Genomic DNA, 20,567 nt, shown 5'->3' with positions numbered 1-20,567 from the left:
GAAATATAGCTTGAGTAGAATAAGTTTTAACTGATTGCACGAATACGATGCAAAATCTCACTCAAAATTAGTGTAAGTAACCGAGATAATTAGAAAATCCATCCAGATACCTCCTATTTGGGCAATCAAATTTTAAAAAGTTTCAACTAGAGTGCCTGCCGCATCAGGGGAACTCTGAATGAAGCCTCAAAGCCCGGACACCGTGCCGACGGATGTTTATCTGTCGTTCGTAAGTTCGCTTTTCGGAAACCGTAAGACGCTGTTTACGGGTGTGTTCGTTCACGTCCTGACGTATGTCATCGTGTTTCTGAGCACGGATGCCGGCATCTATCTCGGTCTCTGCCTCGCCTTTGTCGCCGTTTTCGCTTTCCGCATGTATTCCTTCTGGCAGTTCGACGCAGCCAATAAACATGCCTTTTCGCGTACCGATATCGCTCATTGGGAAACGCGCTATGTGCTCGGCGCCGCAGGAACGGCGGGCATTCTCGGCATCGGCAGCGGCTATGCGATCCTGATCGTCCAGGATCCATTGGCGGAGTTCATCTGCATTGCCGTGACCATGGCGTCGATGGTGTCGATCGTCGGCCGCAATTATGGTTCGCAGAAGGCGATCGACCTGCAGACCATGGCCTGCTGCCTGCCGATCATCATCGCCTGTCTGATGTCGGAACAGCTTTACAAATCCATCGTATCCATCATGCTCGTGCCCTTCGGGTTGACGACGCGCTCGATGGCCAATGGCGTGCGCGAATTTCTCTATAAGAATGTCATCGCTTCGCGTGAGATATCGTTGATTGCCGACCGGTTTGACACGGCGCTCAACAACATGACGCATGGTCTGTTCATGCTCGATGCCGACAATCGCATCCTGGTGGTGAACCGCAAAGCCTGCGAGCTCTTGAACCTGGCGCATCAGGAACAGCTCAGGGATTGCGAGTTCGATGTCGTGCTGCGCTACGGCGCCCGCCATGCGTTTATCGACGGCTCACTGCCCGGCCTGATCCAGCGGCAGATGGCGCAGCTCGTCAGCGGCTCGCTGTCACGCACCCTCATTCAATTCAATGAGGATCTGTTTCTGGAATTTTCGGCAAGCCGACGTGCCGACGGCATTGTCATTCTGATTTTCGAGGATGTGACGCCACGCATTCGCGCTGAGCGCAAGATCCTGCATATGGTGCGTTTCGATCCGCTGACCGGCTTGCCCAACCGCGAATATTTCGTCGACACGGTAAAGGAAAAGCTGGCCGCTCGCGCCGGAGAGGGGCAGATCGGTCTTCTGGTTCTGGATGTGGATGATTTCAAGCACGTCAATGATACCAAAGGGCATTTCATCGGCGATCGGCTGCTGGTCGCCATCGCCGCGCGGCTGAAGGAGACGGCGGGAGACATGGCGCTTTCCGCTCGCCTCGTCGGGGATCAATTCGTGTTGTTTTTCCCGAATGAGGACGGCGAGCCGGATCTGGACAGCCGCATCCGTGCGCTGCATGCCGCCATGGCCGGCTCCTACGATGTCGATCGCAATAGCCTCCGCGTTTCCTTCAGCGGCGGTTATGTGACCATGTCGAGCCGCGAGTTCCGTCCGGAGGAGTGGCAGATCAAGGCCGATCTGGCGCTGTTCGAAACCAAATCGCGGATGAAGGGTGGATGCTCCGCCTTCGAGCAAGAAATGGATGCCCGCTATGTCGAGCGGCAGAAACTGAAAGAGGATCTGCGCGAGGCGATCGAGGGCGGCAAGCTGCATGCCGTCTATCAACCGATGTTCTCGCCGGATGGCAGTCGCATCGATTGCTGTGAGGCCCTGTCGCGGTGGGTGCATCCGGAAAAGGGCTCGATTCCGCCGAACGTCTTCGTGCAGATCGCCGAGGAAATGGGCATCGTGACCGGCATCACCCGCTTCATGCTCAATCAGGCCTGCCGCGACTGCGCCACCTGGCCGCAGGCGATCTCGGTTTCTGTCAATCTTTCAGCACAGGACCTGCGCAGCAACGATATCGTCGCCATGGTCATGGATGCGCTCGATGCATCGGGGCTGGACCCGTCACGACTGCATCTGGAAGTCACCGAAAGCTGCTTGATGGATGAACTCGCGACCGTTCGGTCCATTCTGACCGATCTGCGCGCCAAGGGCATCACCATCGCCATCGATGATTTCGGTACCGGCTTCTCCAGCCTCAGCTATCTCGACACGCTGCCCGTGGATATCGTCAAGATCGACCGCTCTTTCGTACGCGACATCACCACCGACAGCCGCCGTTTCAAGCTCCTGTGCGGCATTGCCGATCTTTCACGGGCTCTTAGCCTGGAAATCGTTATCGAGGGCGTGGAAACGCCGGAGCAACTATCGCTCATCGAAAAATACGAATTGGCCGACATCGTCCAGGGCTATGTGTTTTCAGTTCCTGTGCCTCAGGATAGCATCGTCGAGATGGTGGACAATATCGGCCGCCACCAGCCGGCCATACGGCAGGATAATGTGGCTTAGACCTCGCCCGGGCGGCCAATCGAGAGCGCTTTTCGTGCTTACCGCGGCTGTCGGGCCGAACTCAAGCTTTCCAGTGTAACTCTCCTATTTTTGATGTCGGGCAGGCATTTCTGCCGCCGATACTTCCTTACCTGCCGTAACGTTAGGTTCCTTCCAGCAAAATGGATGGGACGGCCAGTAAATCTACAACAATTAATAAATAAGAACTTGTGAATATTCGAATCTATACCGGTATCGGTAATCAAAAAATTAACCTTAATGAACAAATAATTATTAAAAATTAAATCTAATATTGATCAATTTTTCTCTTAATACCAATAATGGTCCGTTAAAATTGTGAGTAACGAACCATGTCTTATATGAGTACTTTGAGAGATAGCTTCGCCGGCAAGCTAATGGAGGTGCTTGATCATGTTGAATACCGCCGGATCGAGAGCAGCGAGGACATGGAGGATGTCGCCCGGTTGCGCTACAAGGCCTACAAAGCGCGTGCGGTTTTGCCGATTGCCGCCAAGAGCATGATCGACGACATCGATTTCGACGAGCAGGCCTATGTTTTCGGCGTCTACTATTATGAAGAGCTGGTGAGTACCGTGCGGATACATCATGTCACGCCGGATCATCGCGTTTGCCAGTCAACCGGCATTTTTCCCGATGAGATCCATGCCTTTCTCGATGCCGGCATGACGCTGATCGATCCGGCGCGTTTCGCTATCGATCCCGATTTCGAGCTTGAAATGCCGGCTTTGCCTTATTTGACGCTGAGACCGGCAATCGTGGGCGCCATTTATTTCGATACCGATCGCGTCATGCAACATATCCGCCCGGCGCATGCCGCATTCTACAAACGTGTCTTCTACGCCGATACTATCGTGCCACCGCGTATGACGGAGACCTATGGTTTCGAACTGACGCTGCTTGCTTCACGGTCGAAAGAGATTCGCGGCAAGTTGATGCAGCGATACCCATTTTTTGATTCGGAGCCTTATGAGCGGCGGATGATGTTCTCCCGCGGCGCTGAAGGCGGTACGCATCCGTTAACCGTTCTGCCGACGGCGCGATTGGCTGCAGGCAGCCGCGCCGCCGGCCGGCAGCAACTCGGCTAAGGCTATCCAGCCTCTGCGGCGTTCTCGTGCATTGCATTTTTCGCCGCTTTATGTAACGCCTCGATTGAGGAAATTCGGCCGCGGTGTTTCTTCCAGATCCACCGCGGCTTTCGAGGCTGAACTCCAGCCGACAGGCGATTGCAAGGCCGGTCGGGGAGCGGATTGAGGGGAGATTTTTGAATGGCCGAACATCATACCGGACCGGTCGAAACCGGTGCTCCGATGGACTATAAGGAGCATGACAAGACCTACCATGGGTTTCTTTTGGTCGCCAGAGCCGGATCGGCAATCGTCGCCGCGCTTCTGATAGCGATGGCGGCTGGTTTCTTCGGCCATGCCGGCTTCCTCGGCGGTCTGCTTATTTTCATTGTTCTATCAATCGTCGGCACCATGCTCGTGCGCTGATATTCGAGCGCGCTGATCGATGCAGGGCCGTCCGGCCCGCACCTTCCCCGGAATTCCGGCCTGATTCTGCAGGCTATTGTGCTGCTGTATCCAGTAGCGCTGTCGTTTGACGCGAGGTGGTATCGTTGGGCAATCTGGTTTTTGTCGCCAAGGAGACCGTGGCGGATGAGACACGTGTCGCGGCGTCCATCGAAACGGCGAAGAAAATGAAAGGCCTTGGCTTCGACATTGTGGTCGAAGCCGGTGCGGGCGTTCTGTCACGCATTTCAGACGACGAATACGAGGCCGTCGGCGCGCGGATCGGCTCTGTTTGGGATGCCGCCCAGGCCGATGTCATTCTCAAAGTGCGCCGGCCGACCGAGGAAGAGATCGCCGGCTACAAGAGCGGTGCGATCGTAATCGCCATCATGGATCCCTATGGCAATGAAGCGGCGCTCGCCGCCATGGCGCGGGCCGGGCTAACGAGCTTTGCCATGGAGCTGATGCCGCGCATCACCCGTGCGCAGTCGATGGACGTGCTGTCGTCGCAGGCCAATCTTGCCGGCTATCAGGCGGTGATCGAGGCAGCCGCGGTTTATGACCGGGCCCTGCCGATGATGATGACGGCAGCCGGAACTGTGCCGGCGGCGAAGGTCTTCGTCATGGGTGCCGGCGTCGCGGGCCTGCAGGCGATCGCCACAGCGAGGCGATTGGGCGCGCAGGTCTCGGCCACCGACGTTCGCCCTGCGGCCAAGGAGCAGGTCGCTTCGCTCGGCGCGAAATTCGTTGCCGTCGAGGACGAAGAGTTCAAGGCGGCGGAAACGGCCGGCGGCTATGCCAAGGAGATGTCGAAAGACTATCAGGCCAAGCAGGCCGCCCTCGTTGCCGAACATATCTCCAAGCAGGATATCGTCATCACCACGGCCCTGATTCCCGGCCGCCCGGCGCCCCGGCTTGTCAGCCGCGAAATGCTGAAGGCGATGCGCCCCGGCGCAGTTGCCGTCGACCTTGCCGTCGAGCGTGGGGGCAATATCGAGGGTGTCGAATTCGGGACCGTTACCGATGTCGAGGGGGTCAAGGTGATCGGTTATCCCAATCTGGCTGGTCGTATTCCAGCGAGCGCGTCTGCGCTCTATGCCAAGAACCTCGTCACCTTTCTGGAAACGATGGTCGACAAGAACAGCAAGAGTCTCGGGCTCAACCGGGCCGATGAGCTGATCAAGGCGACGATGCTGACCGACGGGGGCGAAGTCGTGCATCCGAACTTCGTCGACCCGGATCAGCCGACGGTCAACAAGGGAGATCTCTAGATGGCCAGCCAAGCAATGGATCAGGCGCTCCAGCAACTGGATGACGCCGTCAACGCTGTGATGACCGCTGCTGCCCAGGCGCCGGAATCCGTCAGCGCAGTCTCGGGCGGTGCAATCGATCCCTTCGTTTTCCAACTGGCGATTTTCGTATTGGCGATCTTCGTCGGCTATTACGTCGTCTGGTCGGTGACCCCGGCCTTGCATACGCCGTTGATGGCGGTGACGAATGCGATTTCCTCGGTCATCGTCGTTGGTGCGCTTCTGGCGGTCGGCATTTCCGCCAGCGGGCTTGCCACCGGTTTCGGCTTCGTGGCGCTGGTGCTCGTCTCGGTCAATATCTTCGGCGGCTTCCTTGTCACCCAGCGCATGCTGGCGATGTACAAGAAGAAAGACAAGTGAGGGCGGCATGCTGAGCAATATCGCGGCCTTCCTCTATCTCGTCTCCGGCGTGCTGTTCATCCTGGCTCTGCGCGGCCTGTCGCATCCGGCCACCAGCCGCCGCGGCAATTTCTACGGTATGGCCGGCATGGGCATCGCCATTGCCACGACTCTGGTTCTCGCGACGCCCTCCTTCGGCGGCTTCGTGCTGATCATCCTCGGCCTCGCCATCGGCGGCGGGGCAGGGGCCTATATCGCCCGCGTCATCCCGATGACCTCTATGCCGCAACTTGTCGCCGGCTTCCATTCACTGGTCGGCCTGGCGGCTGTCCTCGTCGCCGCTGCGGCACTCTATACGCCGTCATCCTTCGGCATAGGCGCCATCGGCGCGATCCATCACGAGGCACGCGTCGAAATGGCGATCGGCGTCGCGATCGGCGCGCTGACCTTCACCGGCTCGATCATCGCCTTCCTGAAGCTCGACGGCCGCATGTCCGGTAAGCCGATCCTGTTGCCGAACCGGCACATCATCAACGCCGTGTTGTTGGCGCTGATTGTGTTCTTCATCGCCGGCCTTGCCGTCAGCGAAAGCCACTTCGATTTCTGGGCGATCGTCGCCCTGGCTCTTGCGCTTGGCGTGCTGCTGATCGTGCCGATCGGCGGCGCCGATATGCCTGTCGTCGTATCGATGCTCAACTCCTATTCCGGCTGGGCCGCGGCCGGGATCGGCTTCACACTCGGCAATCTGGCGCTGATCATCACCGGTGCTTTGGTCGGCTCGTCGGGTGCGATCCTCAGCTACATCATGTGCAAAGGCATGAACCGCTCCTTCATCTCTGTCATTCTCGGAGGGTTCGGCGGGGAGACGGCTTCCAGTGGCGCCGATAACAGCGACAAAACGGTGAAGCTCGGCTCGGCCGAGGATGCCGCCTATCTGATGGCCAATGCATCGAAAGTCATCATCGTGCCTGGCTATGGGATGGCGGTGGCGCAGGCTCAACACGCATTGCGCGAAATGGCAGACAAGCTGAAGGCAAACGGCGTCGATGTGAAATACGCCATTCATCCCGTCGCCGGCCGTATGCCCGGCCACATGAACGTGCTGCTTGCCGAAGCCAATGTTCCCTACGACGAAGTCTTCGAGCTGGAAGACATCAATTCGGAATTTGCCCAGGCCGATGTCGCCTATGTCATCGGCGCCAACGACGTCACCAATCCGGCTGCACGCGACGATAAGACGTCGCCGATCTACGGCATGCCGATTCTTGACGTCGACAAGGCCAAGACGTGCCTCTTCGTCAAACGCTCGCTCGGGTCCGGTTATGCCGGTATCGACAACACGTTGTTCTATAAGGACGGTACCATGATGCTGCTCGGTGACGCCAAAAAGGTCACCGAGGAGATTGTCAAGGCGATGAACGAGTGAACATACATCTCCCCGACGGGGAGATGTCATGAGAGGCTGCGAAAGCGCGGCATATGGGCGATTTGCGAGAAACGCCCTGGCTTTTTTCAAATCGAAGCGGGTGCCAGCGTCATCTTCTCAACCCCTACGGCAACGTTGACGCCCTCCTGGGCCTGGACGTTGAGGGGTTGCAGCATGAAGGCTCTGTTGGTGCCGCCGGCGATGACTTTGGCGCCGCCACCGGCTGCGACGCTGGCATCGGCGCCAACGCCGTAATATTCGCCGGCCAGCGCTATATCGGTGAATGGCGTGCCGGTCCTGGCAAGCACAGTCCAGACCATGACGCTGCGACCGGTAACGCCGAGATCGACGCCGTATTTCTGGATCATGCCGGCATAACGCGCACGTGGCCCGCCGCCGCTCGGTTCAAACGTGCACATCAGGTTTTTCTGGGACATGATGATCATGCCTGTCGATCCTTTCGACGTGCAGGTGAGCGTGCCGAGAGTAGAGTAGTCTGCGGACGCTGCAGGCGCGGCCCATACGGCGGCGGATAGCGCCGCAGACGCCAGAAGAATGTGTTTCAACATGGTCTTTCTCCTCTGGATTGACCGATGATGAAATTGCAACGGTTCCTGCGGTTGAATGTTCCAGGCCGAGGCCGAGCGCTATCCTTTGTTTACGCATTCCGGACGGAAAACCGCTTTCGCACTTTTCCCGGATTGCGCTAGTTTCGCTCGCGTTCGCGCTCCATGGTGCTGCGCAGCGCGTTCAGCACCCAGACGAGGCCCGTCGGACGGAAGTCGATCTCGACGCTGCCGCTGAAGGCAGCGGCGGCATGCGCCTTGGTGACGGTCGTGCCAAAGCCTGTAATGGTCGGTGTCTTGACGATCGGGCCGCCGATTTCCGTCCAGACAAGCCGAATCATCTGTCCGGTCTCGCTGTCCGCGGTCGTCCATTCGATGGTGATCTTCCCTTCGGGAGCGGAGAGCGCACCGTATTTCACCGAATTCGTTGCCAGCTCGTGCAGAATCAGGCCGAGATTCTGCACTGCTTCCGGCTTGAGCAGGAAATCCCTGCCCTTGATGTCGAGTTGCTGCGGGCCCTGGAGGAAGGTGGCCAGATGAATGTCGATCACCCGCCGCAGCGACACGCCGGACCATTGTTCGCTGGTCAGGACTTCGATCGAACGCGCCAGCCCTTCCAGCCGGTCGGCGACCGCGCGTTGAAAGGTGTCGACGCTGTCGGTTTGCCGGGCGAGCTGACGGGTCATCGCCTGGGCGAGCGCGAGCAGGTTCTTGGTACGGTGGACAAGCTCATGCATGACGAAATGCAGCCGGTCCTCGGTTTCGCTGCGATCGAAGGATGCATTGGAAAGCGCCATGGCCATCTGATTGGCCTCGATGACGCTGGTCTCGATCGGCGAAACGATCTCGCCCCGGCCCATGCGGTCCGCCATATCGGCAATGTCCTGGATGGTGGTGCGCACTTGACGGGCCAGTGCGTAGACCGCAATCACCGCGATCAACAACAGGGTGACGCCACCATAGATCAGGAAGCGCCAGGTGCTCATCAGCGAGGCCTGCGCCGGGGCGATGGGGCCCCAGACGACGGCTTTCCATGACCAGCCGGGAATTCGCGCATAGCCGAGAAGCGAGTGCGGCAGGACCTTCTCGTCCTGATAAACGCCGCTCGAGGCGATCAGCTTCGGCAGGATATCCTTGTTGAACGGATCGCCAGGGGAAAGATTGGCAGGACCACTACCTGCAACGATATGGCCGGAACTGTCGATAACCGCGGCCGACCAGCCGGGCGCAAGCGCATCGGTCGTCACGAGCTTGGCGAGTTCATCGGCATCCTGTGTCATGGCCAGGGCCGCACCGGCCGGCGAATGATCGAGCGGCAGGGTGACATTGTAGACCCAGCGGCGGATGATCGATCCCACAAAGACGTCCGAAGCCTCGATGCGGCCCGAATTGAGCGCCGATTGCAAGGCGGCCATATTGCCGGTCTTGCCGAGCGGCTTGCTGAGCGGCCAGCGTGTGTTCAGCCGCATCTGGCCGTCCTTGTCCAGAAGCAGGACGAAAAGCGAATCGGTGCGCAGCACCGTCTCCGTCCGGGCGAAGAAGGTGGCGATATCGTTGCGCTCCAGTTCCGGCGACGAGGAGAGCAGTCGCAACGTCGTCGCCATGTCCTGCAATTGCCGATCGATGGTGCGTGCCAGTGCCTGGGCATCCTGAACCGTATCGCGCTTCAGCACATCGCGCTCATTGTTTTCGAGCTGGACCAGCAGCAATGCCACGAAAGCTAGAATCGGCAAAGCAATCGCCAGTGCTATGGCGATCAGATAAGCCCCAATCGAAGCTTTCGGGAAACGCGTCTTATTCATGGCGCGATCAACCGATCGGATCACCATAGAAATAAGAAGCGTCTACCGAAACGGGAATAACGGTCTTGATCACCATGTCGAGCCCCCATGCTTTTACCCGAGCAGCATGCTCCCGAAAATGCCATGTTAGGGCTCGGTAAATTGCGTTGCAACATATGAAAAGTCACCGCCGTTAAATCGTAAATGATACCAGACACTTTGGAGGCGAGCGGCATCGGTTTAAGGTTAGGATTTACGAGCCATTAGCCTGTCGGTGCAAATCGGGACAGACGGAATGGCGCAAGCTGGGAGTCGGCATCACCGCTGACAATTTCCGCCGCTGCAAGCGATCCGACAAGCGGCGCCAGCGTTACGCCGGAATGCAGGACGGCGAGATAAAGGCCCGGCGCGGCATCGACGCCGCCGATGATCGGGAAACCGTCTTTCGGGGTTGGCCGGTAGCCGACCGTATAAAAATCGAGTTCGAGCCTGTCGCCGCCGCGCAGCATGGTTTTGACCTTGGCAAAAAGCTCGTCGGCGGCCTTTTGCGGTTCGTCGCCCGGATCGGTACCGCCGAAGTCGCTACCGGCAATGATCCGGCCTTCCTTTGTTTGGCGCATGTGCAGTTCCGGCGCCAGGACGAGGCCATTCAGAAATCGCGGGGCCGGGCGGGAATGAACGATCAGGCCAGGCGGCGCTTCGACCGGCACATCGATGCCGACGGATGCGGCGAGCGCCGCGGTGCCGGCGCCGGCAGCAAGAACGACGTGATCGGCAAGGAGTGCTCCATCGGCCGTTTCAACGCCGCTGATTCTGCCGTTCTCCTGCAGAAGCCGCCTGACCTCTGTGCCATAGGACAGCGTCGCGCCATGGCGGGCGGCATCCCCCAGCAGCAAATTGGCAGCGATAGCTGGCTCGACGGCGCCTTCTTCGGCGACGTGCAGCGCGAAGGCGGGCGGATCGGCGAGATTGGGTTCGAACGTAGCGCTTGCTTCCCGATCGACCCGCCGCAATCCGTAGCCCCAGCCGCCCTGCTGTTCGGCATAGGCCTCCAGTTCGGCTTCCGGCAGATCCCAGCAAAGCCCGCCGCACCAGGAAAGCGGCAGGCCGGGAAGGTCAGCCGCCAGCCGCGACCATTCCGCCATCGCGCGGCGACGGAAAGGGAAATAGAATTCGGGATTGCCCCAACTGGCATTGATCCAGGCGAAAGAACTCGGCGTCGCCTCGCCTCCGGCATTTGCGGCGATCACGGTGACGGATGCGCCCTTGCGCGCCAGATGCCAGGCAATGGAAGCGCCGATGATGCCGGCGCCGATGACGATGATTTTCTGAGGGGAAGACATGCCGCGTCTCTTGTCCGAATGTGGGGTCGCAGGGAGACTATGCGTTCAACAGCGCAAAGAAAAGCCGCGGGGCGGATGATCGCCCGGCGGCCCACTGTTGTTCTCTGGCAATTATGGCGGAAAAAGCGCCATGCGCCTTTCCAGCAACTATTTTAGGCGCCCGCGCCGACGCGCGCCAGGCCATCCTTGGCCGGCTGATAGCTCGGATCGAGGTTGACGGCATGCTGGTAGGAACGGCGGGCTTTAGCCTTGTCGCCACGGCGCTCATACACGAAGGCCTGGTTGGCCCAGGATTCGGCAACCTTGTTGTTGAGGTCGATCGCGTGGTTGAAATCGGCAAACGCGTTGTCGTCGTCGTTCTGCGCGAGATAGGAGATGCCGCGGCTGTTGTAAGGCTCGGGCGAATTCGGCGAAAGCGAGATTGCCTTGGAGAAGTCGTCGATCGCCTTATCCTGCTGATTGCGCTTCTGATAGATCACGCCGCGGCCGTTATAGGCGCGGCCATCCGTCGTGCCGAGGCTGATCGCCTTGGAATAATCGCTGAAGGCATCATTGTCGCGGCCTGACTGACGATAGAGATTGCCGCGGCCGATATAGGCGACGTCATAATTGGGATTGATCTGCAGCGCGGCGTTATAGTCGGCGACTGCTTCCGGCAGCTTGCCCATGTTGCGGTAGATGAGCGCGCGATTGGCATAGGCCTGATAGAACTTCGGATTGAGCTGGATCGCCTGGTTGAAGTCTGCCAGGGCGCGGCTGAATTCGCCGCCGCGGCCATAGGCCGTGCCGCGGACGTTATAGCCTTCCGGATCCTGCGGATTGGCATTGATGACCGAGGTCAGCGAAGCAATGTTTTCCGAAGAGCCCTGCGCCTTGTCGATGCGGATCACCGTATCCGTGGAGGCGGTCTGGCAGCCGGAAAGGCCGATTGCAGCGAGAAGAGCCAAAGCGGGCACGGCAGCGGCGCGCTTCGAAACAAAAAAAGACAGTTTCGAAGAGCGGAACTGTTTGGACGTCGTGATTGCCATTATCGGGTTCGCTTTCCCCATGCGTTATATCAGGCTGTTTTGATTAATTCCGTTTGCCCGGACAATAAATCAAAAAGGCGGCGGCGAAACGACTCGCCCCCGCCAGACATGCATCTGAAAACGTCGAAAAAACGACGATTAGCGTGCGACCAGACCTTCGCGCTGTGCACGCTTGCGTGCCAGCTTGCGAACACGGCGAACAGCTTCTGCCTTCTCGCGAGCACGCTTCTGCGAAGGCTTTTCGTAATAGTCGCGCATCTTCATTTCGCGGAAAATGCCTTCGCGCTGCATCTTCTTCTTGAGAGCGCGGAGAGCCTGATCGACATTGTTATCGCGGACAAGTACCTGCACGAGAATCACGTTCCTTTGGTTTGGTTGATGCCAGCGGCGACTGCAGCGCCAGGAGGCAAAACAATAACGTTCGCGCGGCCGCAGCCTTGCGATTGGTAAGGCGAGATAACAGATCGGTTTGTCAAAGTCTAGCCAGATCGTGAGTTTACGGAGGAAAAAGCCGTTGTCGAGCGTGAATTGATCCGGCGATGTCATTTCTGACATGCTTATGTTCGGATCGCAGCGCTTGTTCCTCCACGCCCATAGCTGGCGGCGAGCCGACCGAAGAATGGCATGGAATACGGCGGCCCGTTTTACTATTCTTTTTAACCGTGTCGAAAGGCGGTCCTGATTGCGTCGCAAAAGAGCCGTTGCGTCGGTTTTTGTTTTGCGATTTGTATGGCCCATCGAAAGGGCTTGATCCCTGAAGGAGTTGAGGGCGAATGCGTAAATACTCGGTTTTTGCCGTGGCACGGGAAGCAATGCGGGCTCACAAGGGTTGGGAGGCCCAGTGGAGTTCGCCGGAGCCGCGTAAGGAGTATGACGTCATCATCATCGGCGCCGGCGGTCATGGTCTGGGCGCCGCTTATTACCTTGCCAAGGAGCACGGCATTACCAATGTCGCAGTTCTTGAAAAGGGTTGGCTTGGCGGCGGCAATACCGGTCGTAACACGACCATCATCCGCTCGAACTATCTCTACGAAGAGAGCATGCACATCTATGAGCATTCGATGAAGCTCTGGGAGGGGCTTTCTCAGGATCTTAACTACAATGTCATGTATTCGCCGCGCGGCGTGATGATGCTGTCGCACAATATCCACGACCAGCAGTCCTTCAAGCGGCATATCCATGCCAACCGGCTCTATGGTATCGACAATGAATGGCTGACGCCGGAGCAGGCGAAAGCTTACTGTCCTCCACTCGATATCTCGAAGACGGCGCGCTACCCGATCAATGGTGCTGCCCTGCAGCGCCGCGGCGGCACGGCTCGTCACGACGCCGTGGCCTGGGGCTTTGCCCGCGCGGCCTCGGATCGCGGCGTGCACATCATCCAGAATTGCGAAGTGACCGGTATCCAGCGCGGACCCGACGGCCGCGTGACCGGCGTCGACACGACGCGCGGCTTCATCGGCGCGAAGAAGATCGGCGTTTCCGCGGCCGGCCATACCACCGTCGTCATGCAGATGGCCGGCGTGCGCGTGCCGCTGCAATCGAGCCCGCTGCAGGCGCTGGTTTCCGAGCCGCTGAAGCCGATCTTCCCCTGCGTCGTCATGTCGAACACCGTGCATGCCTATATCTCGCAGTCCGACAAGGGCGAACTCGTCATTGGCGCGGGCACGGACCAGTACAATTCCTATAGCCAGACCGGCGGCCTTCAGATCATCACCCATACGCTGGATGCGATCTGCGAGCTGTTCCCGATGTTCCGTCGCGTCAAGATGATGCGCTCCTGGGGCGGCATCGTCGACAACACGCCGGACCGTTCGGCGATCCAGTCGAAGACGCCGGTGCCGGGTCTCTATGTCAATTGCGGCTGGGGTACGGGCGGCTTCAAGGCGACGCCGGGCTCGGCCAATCTCTTCGCGCACCTGATCGCCCGCGATGAGCCGCACAAGTTCAATGCCGGGCTCAATCTGGAACGTTTCCGCACCGGTCGCTTGATCGACGAGGCCGCCGCCGCCGCCGTCGCGCATTGATGAGTTGCAGCTCTGCGTCCTCCGGGCACCGCTCCCAGGTTCCGAGCTTTAATATTAGGTAGAAAACGATGCTGCTGATTTACTGCCCCTATTGCGAGGAAGAGCGTTCGGAACTCGAATTCCGCAACGCCGGCGATGCGCATATCGTGCGGCCGGCCAATATTGCCGGGATATCGGATGAAGAGTTCGAGGAATATTTCTTCCTGCGCGACAATCCGAAGGGTCTGATCTTCGAGCGCTGGCGGCATATTCATGGCTGCGGCCGCTTCTTCAATGCGGCGCGCGATACGGTCAGCGACCGTTTCTACCTCACTTACAAGGCCGGCGAGCCGAAGCCGGATATTTCGACGCTGCTGCCCGCAGCCCCTGAGCCGGTGGCGCAAGACCACAATCTGCAAGAACAAACGGTACAAGAACAAGCACCACAAGAAGAGGGATTTGCGAAATGAGCGGCGCCAACCGTATTGCGGGCAAGGGCCGTCTGACGCCGGCCAGAACCGCCCGCTTCACCTTTGACGGCAAAAGCTATACGGCGCTCGAGGGCGATACCGTCGCCTCGGCGCTGCTTGCCAATGGCATTCATCTCGTCGGCCGCTCGTTCAAGTATCATCGTCCGCGCGGCATCCTGTCTGCCGGTGCGGAAGAGCCCAATGCGTTGCTTGACATCTCCCGCGATTCGGCCCGCCGCCAGCCAAACGTGCGCGCCAGCGTCCAGGAAGTCTTCGACGGCATGAAGGTGCAGTCGCAGAATCGCTGGCCGTCTCTCGCCTTCGATATCGGCGGCGTCAACAATCTCATGTCGCCCTTCTTCGCCGCGGGGTTCTACTACAAGACCTTCATGTGGCCGAAGGCGGCCTGGAAACACATTTACGAGCCCTTTATTCGCCGTGCCGCCGGTCTTGGCGTTGCGCCGACGGAGGAAGATCCGGATCATTATGCCAGCCGTTATGCCCATTGCGACGTGCTGGTGGTCGGGGCCGGCATTGCCGGTCTTTCGGCAGCACTTGCAGCAGCAGAGGCCGGCGCCAAGGTCATCCTCTGCGACGAACAGGCGGAAGCGGGCGGTTCGCTGCGCTTTGACGCCAGCGTCAAGATCGACGGCGTCGAAGGCTATGTCTGGGCTCAGGATATCGTCGCCAAGCTCCAGTCGATGGACAATGTGGAAGTACTGACCCGCACGACGGCTTTCGGCTATTACAATCACAATTTCATCGGCCTTGCCGAACGTGTCACCGATCATCTCGCAAGGCCGGGCCGCAATCTGCCGCGCGAGCGCCTATGGCAGGTCCGCGCCAAGCGCGTCATCATGGCGACGGGTGCGATCGAGCGGCATATGGTGTTCCCGAACAACGACCGCCCGGGCATCATGCTGGCATCCGCGGCGCGCACCTATCTCAATCATTACGGTGTTACCGTCGGCGCCAGGATCGGCGTCTACACGGCGCATGACTCGGCCTACGAAGCTGCCTTCGACCTTAAGCGCGCCGGCGTCTCTGTCGCTGCGATCGTCGACAGCCGCGCGCATCCGGGCGAGGCCGTGCTTGCCGAGGCGAAGCGGCTCGGTATCGAGGTACTGACTGACTATGCCGTTATCGACACCTCCGGCAAGCTCCGCGTCGCCTCCATGACGGTGGCGCGCAATGGCAGCAGGGGCTCGCGCAAGATCGCAATCGATGCGCTGCTCGTTTCCGCGGGCTGGACGCCCTCCGTACATCTGTTCTCGCAGTCGCGCGGCAAACTGAAATTCGACACTGAGAAGCAACGCTTCCTGCCGGGCACCTATGTTCAGGATTGTCTCTCCGTCGGTGCTTGCAATGGCACGGACGGGCTGCAGGCGGCTATCGAGGAATCGCTTGCCGCCGGTGAATTGATGGCGCGGGCTGCGGGCGCGAGCGGCGGGGGCAGCAAGATCCAACTGCACGCCGAACAGGCCTTCGAATGGACCGGCGGCATGATCGGCGCAGCCGAGGGTGCGGGACCTGATACCAATGCCAAGGCTTTCGTCGATTTCCAGCATGATGTCTGCGCCAAGGACATCCGTCTCGCTGTGCGCGAGGGCATGCATTCGATCGAGCATATCAAGCGTTTCACCACCAACGGCATGGCGTCCGATCAGGGCAAGCTCTCCAACATGCATGGCCTGGCGATCGCCGCGGAAATGCTCGGCAAGGATATCCCAAAGGTCGGTCTTACGACCTTCCGTGCGCCCTATACGCCGGTGACCTACGGTACGCTGATCAGCCATTCGCGCGGTTCGCTCTTCGACCCCGCCCGCAAGACGCCGATGCATGCTTGGGAAGAGGCGCATGGCGCCATATTCGAGGATGTCGGAAACTGGAAGCGCGCCTGGTTCTACCCGCGCCCCGGCGAGACAATGCATCAGGCCGTCGATCGCGAATGCAAAACGGCGCGTGAAGTGGCAGGCGTGTTCGACGCCTCGACACTCGGCAAGATCGAGGTGGTTGGGCCGGATGCGGCTCAGTTCCTGAACCTCCTCTATACGAATGCCTGGGACACGCTGAAGCCAGGTCGCTGCCGCTACGGCATCATGACTCGTGAAGACGGCTTCGTTTATGATGACGGCGTCGTCGGGCGTCTGGCGGAAGACCGGTTCCATGTGACCACCACGACCGGCGGTGCGCCGCGCGTGTTGCAACACATGGAAGACTATCTGCAGACGGAATTTCCGCATCTGAAGGTATGGCTGACGTCCACCACCGAGCAATGGGCTGTTATCGCCATACAGGGGCCGAAGGCGCGCGAAATCGTCGAACCGCTGGTCGAGGGGCAGGATCTTTCCAATGAGGCCTTCCCGCATATGAGCGTGGCCGAGTGCAAGGTCTGCGGTGTGCCGGCACGGCTATTCCGCGTCTCCTTCACCGGCGAAGTCGGCTACGAAATCAACGTGCCGGCCGATTATGGGCAGTCGGTCCTTGAAGCCGTATGGGCGCGTGCAGAACCGTTGGGCGCTTGTGCTTACGGCACCGAGACCATGCACGTGCTACGCGCTGAAAAGGGCTACATCATTGTCGGCCAGGACACCGACGGTACGGTAACGCCCGATGATGCTGGACTTTCCTGGGCCGTCTCGAAGAAGAAGGCGGACTTTGTCGGCATTCGTGGCCTGAAGCGGATCGATCTTGTCAAGGAAGGGCGCAAGCAGCTCGTCGGTCTCGTCACTCGCGATCCGAAGGTGGTGCTGGAGGAGGGCGCTCAGATCGTCGCCGATCCGAATGAGCCGAAGCCGATGACCATGCTCGGTCACGTCACTTCGGCCTATTGGTCGGAAAATCTTGGCCGCTCGATTGCCTTCGCACTGGTTGCCGGCGGCCGTGAGCGCATGGGCAAGACGCTTTACGTCCCGATGCCCGATAAGACGATCGCCGTCGAGGTGACGGATCTGGTGTTCTTTGACAAGGAAGGAGGCCGGATCAATGGCTGATATCGCGACCCGTAAACTGCCGCTCGCCGGCCGCCACGGCGGCTCCGCCTCGGTCCGGCTGACGCCGGCCGTGCCCGCAAGCCGCATTTCGCTGCGTGCACCGGCAGAATCGCTCGATGGTCTTTCTTCCGCGCTCGGTCTCAGCCTGCCGCGCCGGCCGAAAACATCGGCCCGCAGCGATAGCCGCTATGCTTTGTGGCTGGGTCCTGACGAATGGCTGGTCATCGACGAGAACGGCACGGACCTTGTCCGCCTTGCCGCTTCCGCCGGCGTGCTGCATTCGGCTGCCGATGTCTCTCATCGAAACACCGCGATCATCGTTTCCGGCCCGGGCGCGGAAGCAACCCTCGCCGCCGGTTGCCCGCAGGATCTGTCGCTGCAGGTTTTCCCGGTTGGGGCCTGCTCGCGCACCCTGTTTGGCAAGGCGGAAGTCGTGCTGCTGCGCCTCGACGATGAGACGTTCCGCGTCGAAGTCTGGCGCTCCTTCTCCGACTATGCCTTCGGGCTGTTGGCCGAGGGTGCGGAGGATGCGCAAAATACCTTCTCCTCTTGAGGAGAGGTGGAAAAGAAGCCTCACGCCTCTTCCGGCCGATCCATCGGATCGAACTGTGAAATGGTCGTCCACGTCGCAGTGAGCGCAGGTTTGCGCTCATTTTCAATCTCTACAGTCACGTCGTACGTCAGCATCAGCATGCTGGCGCCACGCAGTCGCGTTTCGGCGAGCTTGAAGCGGCCGCGCACCCGTGCGCCGCACTTGACCGGCGACATGAAGCGGATCTGCTCGAAGCCGTAATTGATGCCCATCGTTTGCTCGCGGATCTTCGGCAGGCCACTGTAGTTCATCGCCGAGAGCAGCGAGAGCGTCAGGAAGCCGTGGGCGATGGTGCCGCCATAGGGCGTTTCGGCTTTAGCGCGCTCGGGATCGACATGGATGAACTGATGGTCGAGCGTCGCGTCGGCAAAAGTGTCGATCATCGTCTGGTCGACCGTGATCCAGTCGGAAACGCCGATCTCGGTTCCGACCAGCTTCATGATCTCAACAAGCGAAATATCGCCGGGCATTTCATCCTCGTCAGGCTTTGCTGCTTCTTGCGATCTTTCTGGCGAATAAAGCCGGAAAGTCAACGGGCTCAGTTTTCGATGAGGAAGCAGACCGAACGCGCCGGCATGGCGATCTCATCTTGAATCGTTGCCGTTTCCTTCGGATTCAGCAGCGACCAGCCGGCCTTGCCTGAGGCCGGCAACTTGACATGTTGTTCCTCGTTCGCGCGGTTCAGTAGCACGGCGAGACGGGTCTTCTTGCCGCAATCGCGATCCTCTGTTCCGATCGCCATGCCGAGCAGGCGGGCATCCGGCGTCTCCCAATCGGGTACCGTCATCGCGGTTCCCTTGTCCGAGAACCAGAGGACATCGCCTTTGCCGTTGAAAAATTCCATATCGCTGAAGGCGGTAAAGCGGCGGCGGAGGCTTGCGAGCCAGGCGGTATGACCAATCAGCTCTTCGTCCAGCGTCGCCCAGTCCATCCAGGTAATATCGTTGTCCTGGCAATAGGCATTGTTGTTGCCGCGCTGGGTGCGCCCGCCTTCGTCGCCGGCGGTCAGCATGATCGTGCCGCGCGTGGCAAACAGCGTCGACAACAGGGCTTCGATGTCGGTGCGGCGTTTGCCGAGGATGACCGGGTCGTCCGTTTTGCCCTCGACGCCGTTGTTCCACGAGTAGTTTTCGTTGTGGCCGTCGCGGTTGTTTTCGCCGTTCGCCTCATTGTGCTTGTGAGTGTAGGAGACGATATCCATCAATGTGAAGCCGTCATGGGCGGCGAGGAAATTGACGCTGCGGGTCTGGGTGCGGCCGTCGCGGCCGAAAAGGGAGGAAGAGCCGGCGAGGATGGTGGCGATGTCGCCGATCTTGTTGTCGTCGCCGCGCCAGAAGCAGCGCAGATCGTCGCGGGCGCGATCGTTCCATTCGAGGAAGGGCGCCGGAAAATTGCCGAGCTGGTAGCCGCCGGGGCCGATATCCCAAGGTTCGGCAATCATGATGCGATCCTGAAGGACCTCATCGGCAAAGAGGGAGCGCAGCGTGAGGCTTTCTGGGTCGAAACCCTTGGCGGTGCGGCCGAGCACGGTGGCCAGATCGAAACGAAAGCCGTCGATGCCGGCATGGAGCACGAAATGGCGCAGGCTGTCGATGATGAGCTGGCGTGTCGCCGGCTGATCGCAGGCAACCGTATTGCCTGTGCCGGTGTCGTTGATCAGCATACCCGGCTGGTTCGGGTCATGGTGGAAATACACGGGATTGTCGAGGCCACGCAATGACAGCGTCGAGCCATAGCGGTCGCTCTCGCCGGTGTGATTGAAGACGAGATCGAGGATGACGCCGATGCCCTCCGCATGCAGCGCTGCCACCGTCTCGCGCAATTCCTTGACACCCCCGGGTGCTAGACGGGGGTCGAGCGCCATGAAGGCGACGGGATTATAGCCCCAGCCGTTGGTGAGGCCGAGCGGCGGCAGGTGCCGTTCGTCGATCCATGCGGTGATCGGCATCAGCTCGACGGCATCGACATGCAGCCGCTTGAGATGGGCGATGACAGCGGGATGGGCGAGGGCGGCCAGCGTGCCGCGCTTTTCTGCCGGCACATCCGGATGCAGCATGGTGAAAGGCTTGACGGCGATTTCGTAGATCAGACCGCCCGGCTTGAACAATGGTTTGGCTGGCTTCATCGCTATGTCGCGGGAGACGATCGCCTTCGGCATCAAATCCTGTGTGTCCTCGCCGAACATGCCCAGGCGTGGATGGTAGTGAAACGGCCGATCGATTTCCTTGGCATAGGGATCGACAAGCAACTTCGATGGATCGAACCACAGACCCTGACCCGGATCGTATGAACCATAGGCGCGAAAACCGTAGCGCGTGCCTTCCTTGGCGTCCTTCACAAAAAGACGATGCATGTCGCCGTCGCGAGTGAGCGGCAGACGTGCGATCTCCCTTTGACCTTCGGTATCAAAGAGGCAAAGTTCTATCCGTTCGGCATGTTTGGACGCGACGGTAAATTCGACGCCCGAGTCGGTGAGTGTTGCGCCAAGGCGGCGGGTTGTCGGCTCGGACATGTCTCGCGGGCTTTCCATTTTCGGGCGTTGGACGACGAGGGTGATATAATTTACCGTCGCGCTCGGATAACCCTTCATCCGTCTTTCGGCGTTTTCGCTCTGCTCAACCACCGAAATCCACCTTCCCCCCGAGGGGAGAAGGTGCTTATGGCACGATCCCCCTCTCCCCTCGGGGGAGAGGGTAGGGTGA

At 59.7% G+C, this 20,567-nt stretch carries 17 protein-coding genes; 10 read left to right on the top strand and 7 right to left on the bottom strand.

The annotated features are described in order from the left end of the window. The first annotated feature begins 178 nt into the window (after positions 1-178). The 6 genes from QA646_RS13145 (at position 179) to QA646_RS13120 (ending at position 7,086) form a co-directional block, all read left to right on the top strand. Positions 179-2,482 carry an EAL domain-containing protein gene (locus QA646_RS13145; RefSeq protein ID WP_283055877.1) on the top strand — a complete coding sequence of 768 codons (2,304 nt, stop codon included), beginning with the start codon at positions 179-181 and terminating at the stop codon, positions 2,480-2,482. Positions 2,483-2,832: 350 nt separating this feature from the next. Then, positions 2,833-3,588: a hypothetical protein gene (locus tag QA646_RS13140; RefSeq protein ID WP_283055876.1), complete on the top strand. Its 756-nt coding sequence runs from the start codon at positions 2,833-2,835 to the stop codon at positions 3,586-3,588. A 180-nt stretch (positions 3,589-3,768) separates the two neighbouring features. After that, positions 3,769-3,993 carry an aa3-type cytochrome c oxidase subunit IV gene (locus QA646_RS13135; protein ID WP_283055875.1) on the top strand — a complete coding sequence of 75 codons (225 nt, stop codon included), beginning with the start codon at positions 3,769-3,771 and terminating at the stop codon, positions 3,991-3,993. Positions 3,994-4,118: 125 nt separating this feature from the next. Further along, entirely contained in the window at positions 4,119-5,282 is a 1,164-nt protein-coding gene (locus QA646_RS13130; RefSeq protein WP_283055874.1) for a Re/Si-specific NAD(P)(+) transhydrogenase subunit alpha, read from the top strand. Beyond that, a complete protein-coding gene (locus tag QA646_RS13125) occupies positions 5,283-5,681 on the top strand; it encodes an NAD(P) transhydrogenase subunit alpha (RefSeq protein WP_120705447.1) in 399 nt (132 codons plus the stop codon). Between the two features lie 10 nt (positions 5,682-5,691). Further along, positions 5,692-7,086 (top strand): NAD(P)(+) transhydrogenase (Re/Si-specific) subunit beta, encoded by a 1,395-nt coding sequence (locus QA646_RS13120; RefSeq protein WP_283058868.1) that lies wholly within the window; start codon positions 5,692-5,694, stop codon positions 7,084-7,086. Between the two features lie 86 nt (positions 7,087-7,172). Here QA646_RS13120 and QA646_RS13115 read toward each other — a convergent pair whose 3' ends face one another. The 5 genes from QA646_RS13115 to rpsU form a co-directional block, all read right to left on the bottom strand. After that, a complete protein-coding gene (locus QA646_RS13115; protein WP_283055873.1) occupies positions 7,173-7,655 on the bottom strand; it encodes a DUF992 domain-containing protein in 483 nt (160 codons plus the stop codon). 137 nt (positions 7,656-7,792) lie between these two features. Then, positions 7,793-9,454, bottom strand: coding sequence for a sensor histidine kinase (locus tag QA646_RS13110; RefSeq protein ID WP_283055872.1), 1,662 nt, complete (start codon positions 9,452-9,454; stop codon positions 7,793-7,795). Positions 9,455-9,696: 242 nt separating this feature from the next. Then, positions 9,697-10,776 (bottom strand): FAD-binding oxidoreductase, encoded by a 1,080-nt coding sequence (locus tag QA646_RS13105; protein ID WP_283055871.1) that lies wholly within the window; start codon positions 10,774-10,776, stop codon positions 9,697-9,699. A gap of 152 nt (positions 10,777-10,928) precedes the next feature. Then, positions 10,929-11,804, bottom strand: coding sequence for a tetratricopeptide repeat protein (locus QA646_RS13100; protein ID WP_283055870.1), 876 nt, complete (start codon positions 11,802-11,804; stop codon positions 10,929-10,931). Positions 11,805-11,942: 138 nt separating this feature from the next. Then, entirely contained in the window at positions 11,943-12,155 is a 213-nt protein-coding gene (rpsU, locus tag QA646_RS13095; RefSeq protein WP_003585885.1) for a 30S ribosomal protein S21, read from the bottom strand. A 422-nt stretch (positions 12,156-12,577) separates the two neighbouring features. On the opposite strand from rpsU, the gene QA646_RS13090 reads away from it, so the two are divergent. From QA646_RS13090 to QA646_RS13075, 4 genes are all read left to right on the top strand, one after another. Next, positions 12,578-13,831 (top strand): sarcosine oxidase subunit beta family protein, encoded by a 1,254-nt coding sequence (locus QA646_RS13090; protein ID WP_283055869.1) that lies wholly within the window; start codon positions 12,578-12,580, stop codon positions 13,829-13,831. A 68-nt stretch (positions 13,832-13,899) separates the two neighbouring features. Next, a complete protein-coding gene (locus QA646_RS13085; protein ID WP_283055868.1) occupies positions 13,900-14,280 on the top strand; it encodes a sarcosine oxidase subunit delta in 381 nt (126 codons plus the stop codon). Then, complete coding sequence (locus tag QA646_RS13080; RefSeq protein ID WP_283055867.1) at positions 14,277-17,273, top strand: sarcosine oxidase subunit alpha; 2,997 nt, start codon at positions 14,277-14,279, stop codon at positions 17,271-17,273. The genes QA646_RS13085 and QA646_RS13080 overlap by 4 nt, the downstream gene beginning before the upstream one ends. Beyond that, positions 17,266-17,826, top strand: a complete 561-nt coding sequence (locus tag QA646_RS13075) for a sarcosine oxidase subunit gamma (protein WP_283055866.1) — start codon at positions 17,266-17,268, stop codon at positions 17,824-17,826. Before QA646_RS13080 ends, QA646_RS13075 begins: the two co-directional genes overlap by 8 nt. A 20-nt stretch (positions 17,827-17,846) precedes the next feature. Here the strand turns inward: QA646_RS13075 and QA646_RS13070 are convergent, their stop codons facing one another. Both QA646_RS13070 and glgX read right to left on the bottom strand, forming a co-directional pair. Beyond that, positions 17,847-18,335 carry a MaoC family dehydratase gene (locus tag QA646_RS13070; protein ID WP_283055865.1) on the bottom strand — a complete coding sequence of 163 codons (489 nt, stop codon included), beginning with the start codon at positions 18,333-18,335 and terminating at the stop codon, positions 17,847-17,849. Positions 18,336-18,403: 68 nt separating this feature from the next. Continuing rightward, positions 18,404-20,377, bottom strand: coding sequence for a glycogen debranching protein GlgX (glgX, locus tag QA646_RS13065; RefSeq protein WP_283055864.1), 1,974 nt, complete (start codon positions 20,375-20,377; stop codon positions 18,404-18,406). Positions 20,378-20,567: the final 190 nt, after the last annotated feature.

It is taken from the genome of Rhizobium sp. CB3090 (assembly GCF_029714285.1).
In the GTDB taxonomy this organism is placed as follows: Bacteria; Pseudomonadota; Alphaproteobacteria; order Rhizobiales; family Rhizobiaceae; genus Rhizobium.
Note: the sequence above shows the minus strand (reverse complement) of the source record. Positions and strands in the feature narration are given on the sequence as shown.

Excerpts from the sequence above, each read along its gene's own strand:
- QA646_RS13145 (WP_283055877.1), top strand. The coding sequence starts at position 179 with ATGAAGCCTCAAAGCCCGGACACCGTGCCGACGGATGTTTATCTGTCG.
- QA646_RS13140 (WP_283055876.1), top strand. The coding sequence starts at position 2,833 with ATGTCTTATATGAGTACTTTGAGAGATAGCTTCGCCGGCAAGCTAATG.
- QA646_RS13135 (WP_283055875.1), top strand. The coding sequence starts at position 3,769 with ATGGCCGAACATCATACCGGACCGGTCGAAACCGGTGCTCCGATGGAC.
- QA646_RS13125 (WP_120705447.1), top strand. The coding sequence starts at position 5,283 with ATGGCCAGCCAAGCAATGGATCAGGCGCTCCAGCAACTGGATGACGCC.
- QA646_RS13115 (WP_283055873.1), bottom strand. The coding sequence starts at position 7,655 with ATGTTGAAACACATTCTTCTGGCGTCTGCGGCGCTATCCGCCGCCGTA.
- QA646_RS13110 (WP_283055872.1), bottom strand. The coding sequence starts at position 9,454 with ATGAATAAGACGCGTTTCCCGAAAGCTTCGATTGGGGCTTATCTGATC.
- QA646_RS13105 (WP_283055871.1), bottom strand. The coding sequence starts at position 10,776 with ATGTCTTCCCCTCAGAAAATCATCGTCATCGGCGCCGGCATCATCGGC.
- QA646_RS13100 (WP_283055870.1), bottom strand. The coding sequence starts at position 11,804 with ATGGCAATCACGACGTCCAAACAGTTCCGCTCTTCGAAACTGTCTTTT.
- QA646_RS13090 (WP_283055869.1), top strand. The coding sequence starts at position 12,578 with ATGCGTAAATACTCGGTTTTTGCCGTGGCACGGGAAGCAATGCGGGCT.
- QA646_RS13085 (WP_283055868.1), top strand. The coding sequence starts at position 13,900 with ATGCTGCTGATTTACTGCCCCTATTGCGAGGAAGAGCGTTCGGAACTC.
- QA646_RS13080 (WP_283055867.1), top strand. The coding sequence starts at position 14,277 with ATGAGCGGCGCCAACCGTATTGCGGGCAAGGGCCGTCTGACGCCGGCC.
- QA646_RS13075 (WP_283055866.1), top strand. The coding sequence starts at position 17,266 with ATGGCTGATATCGCGACCCGTAAACTGCCGCTCGCCGGCCGCCACGGC.
- QA646_RS13070 (WP_283055865.1), bottom strand. The coding sequence starts at position 18,335 with ATGCCCGGCGATATTTCGCTTGTTGAGATCATGAAGCTGGTCGGAACC.
- glgX (WP_283055864.1), bottom strand. The coding sequence starts at position 20,377 with ATGTCCGAGCCGACAACCCGCCGCCTTGGCGCAACACTCACCGACTCG.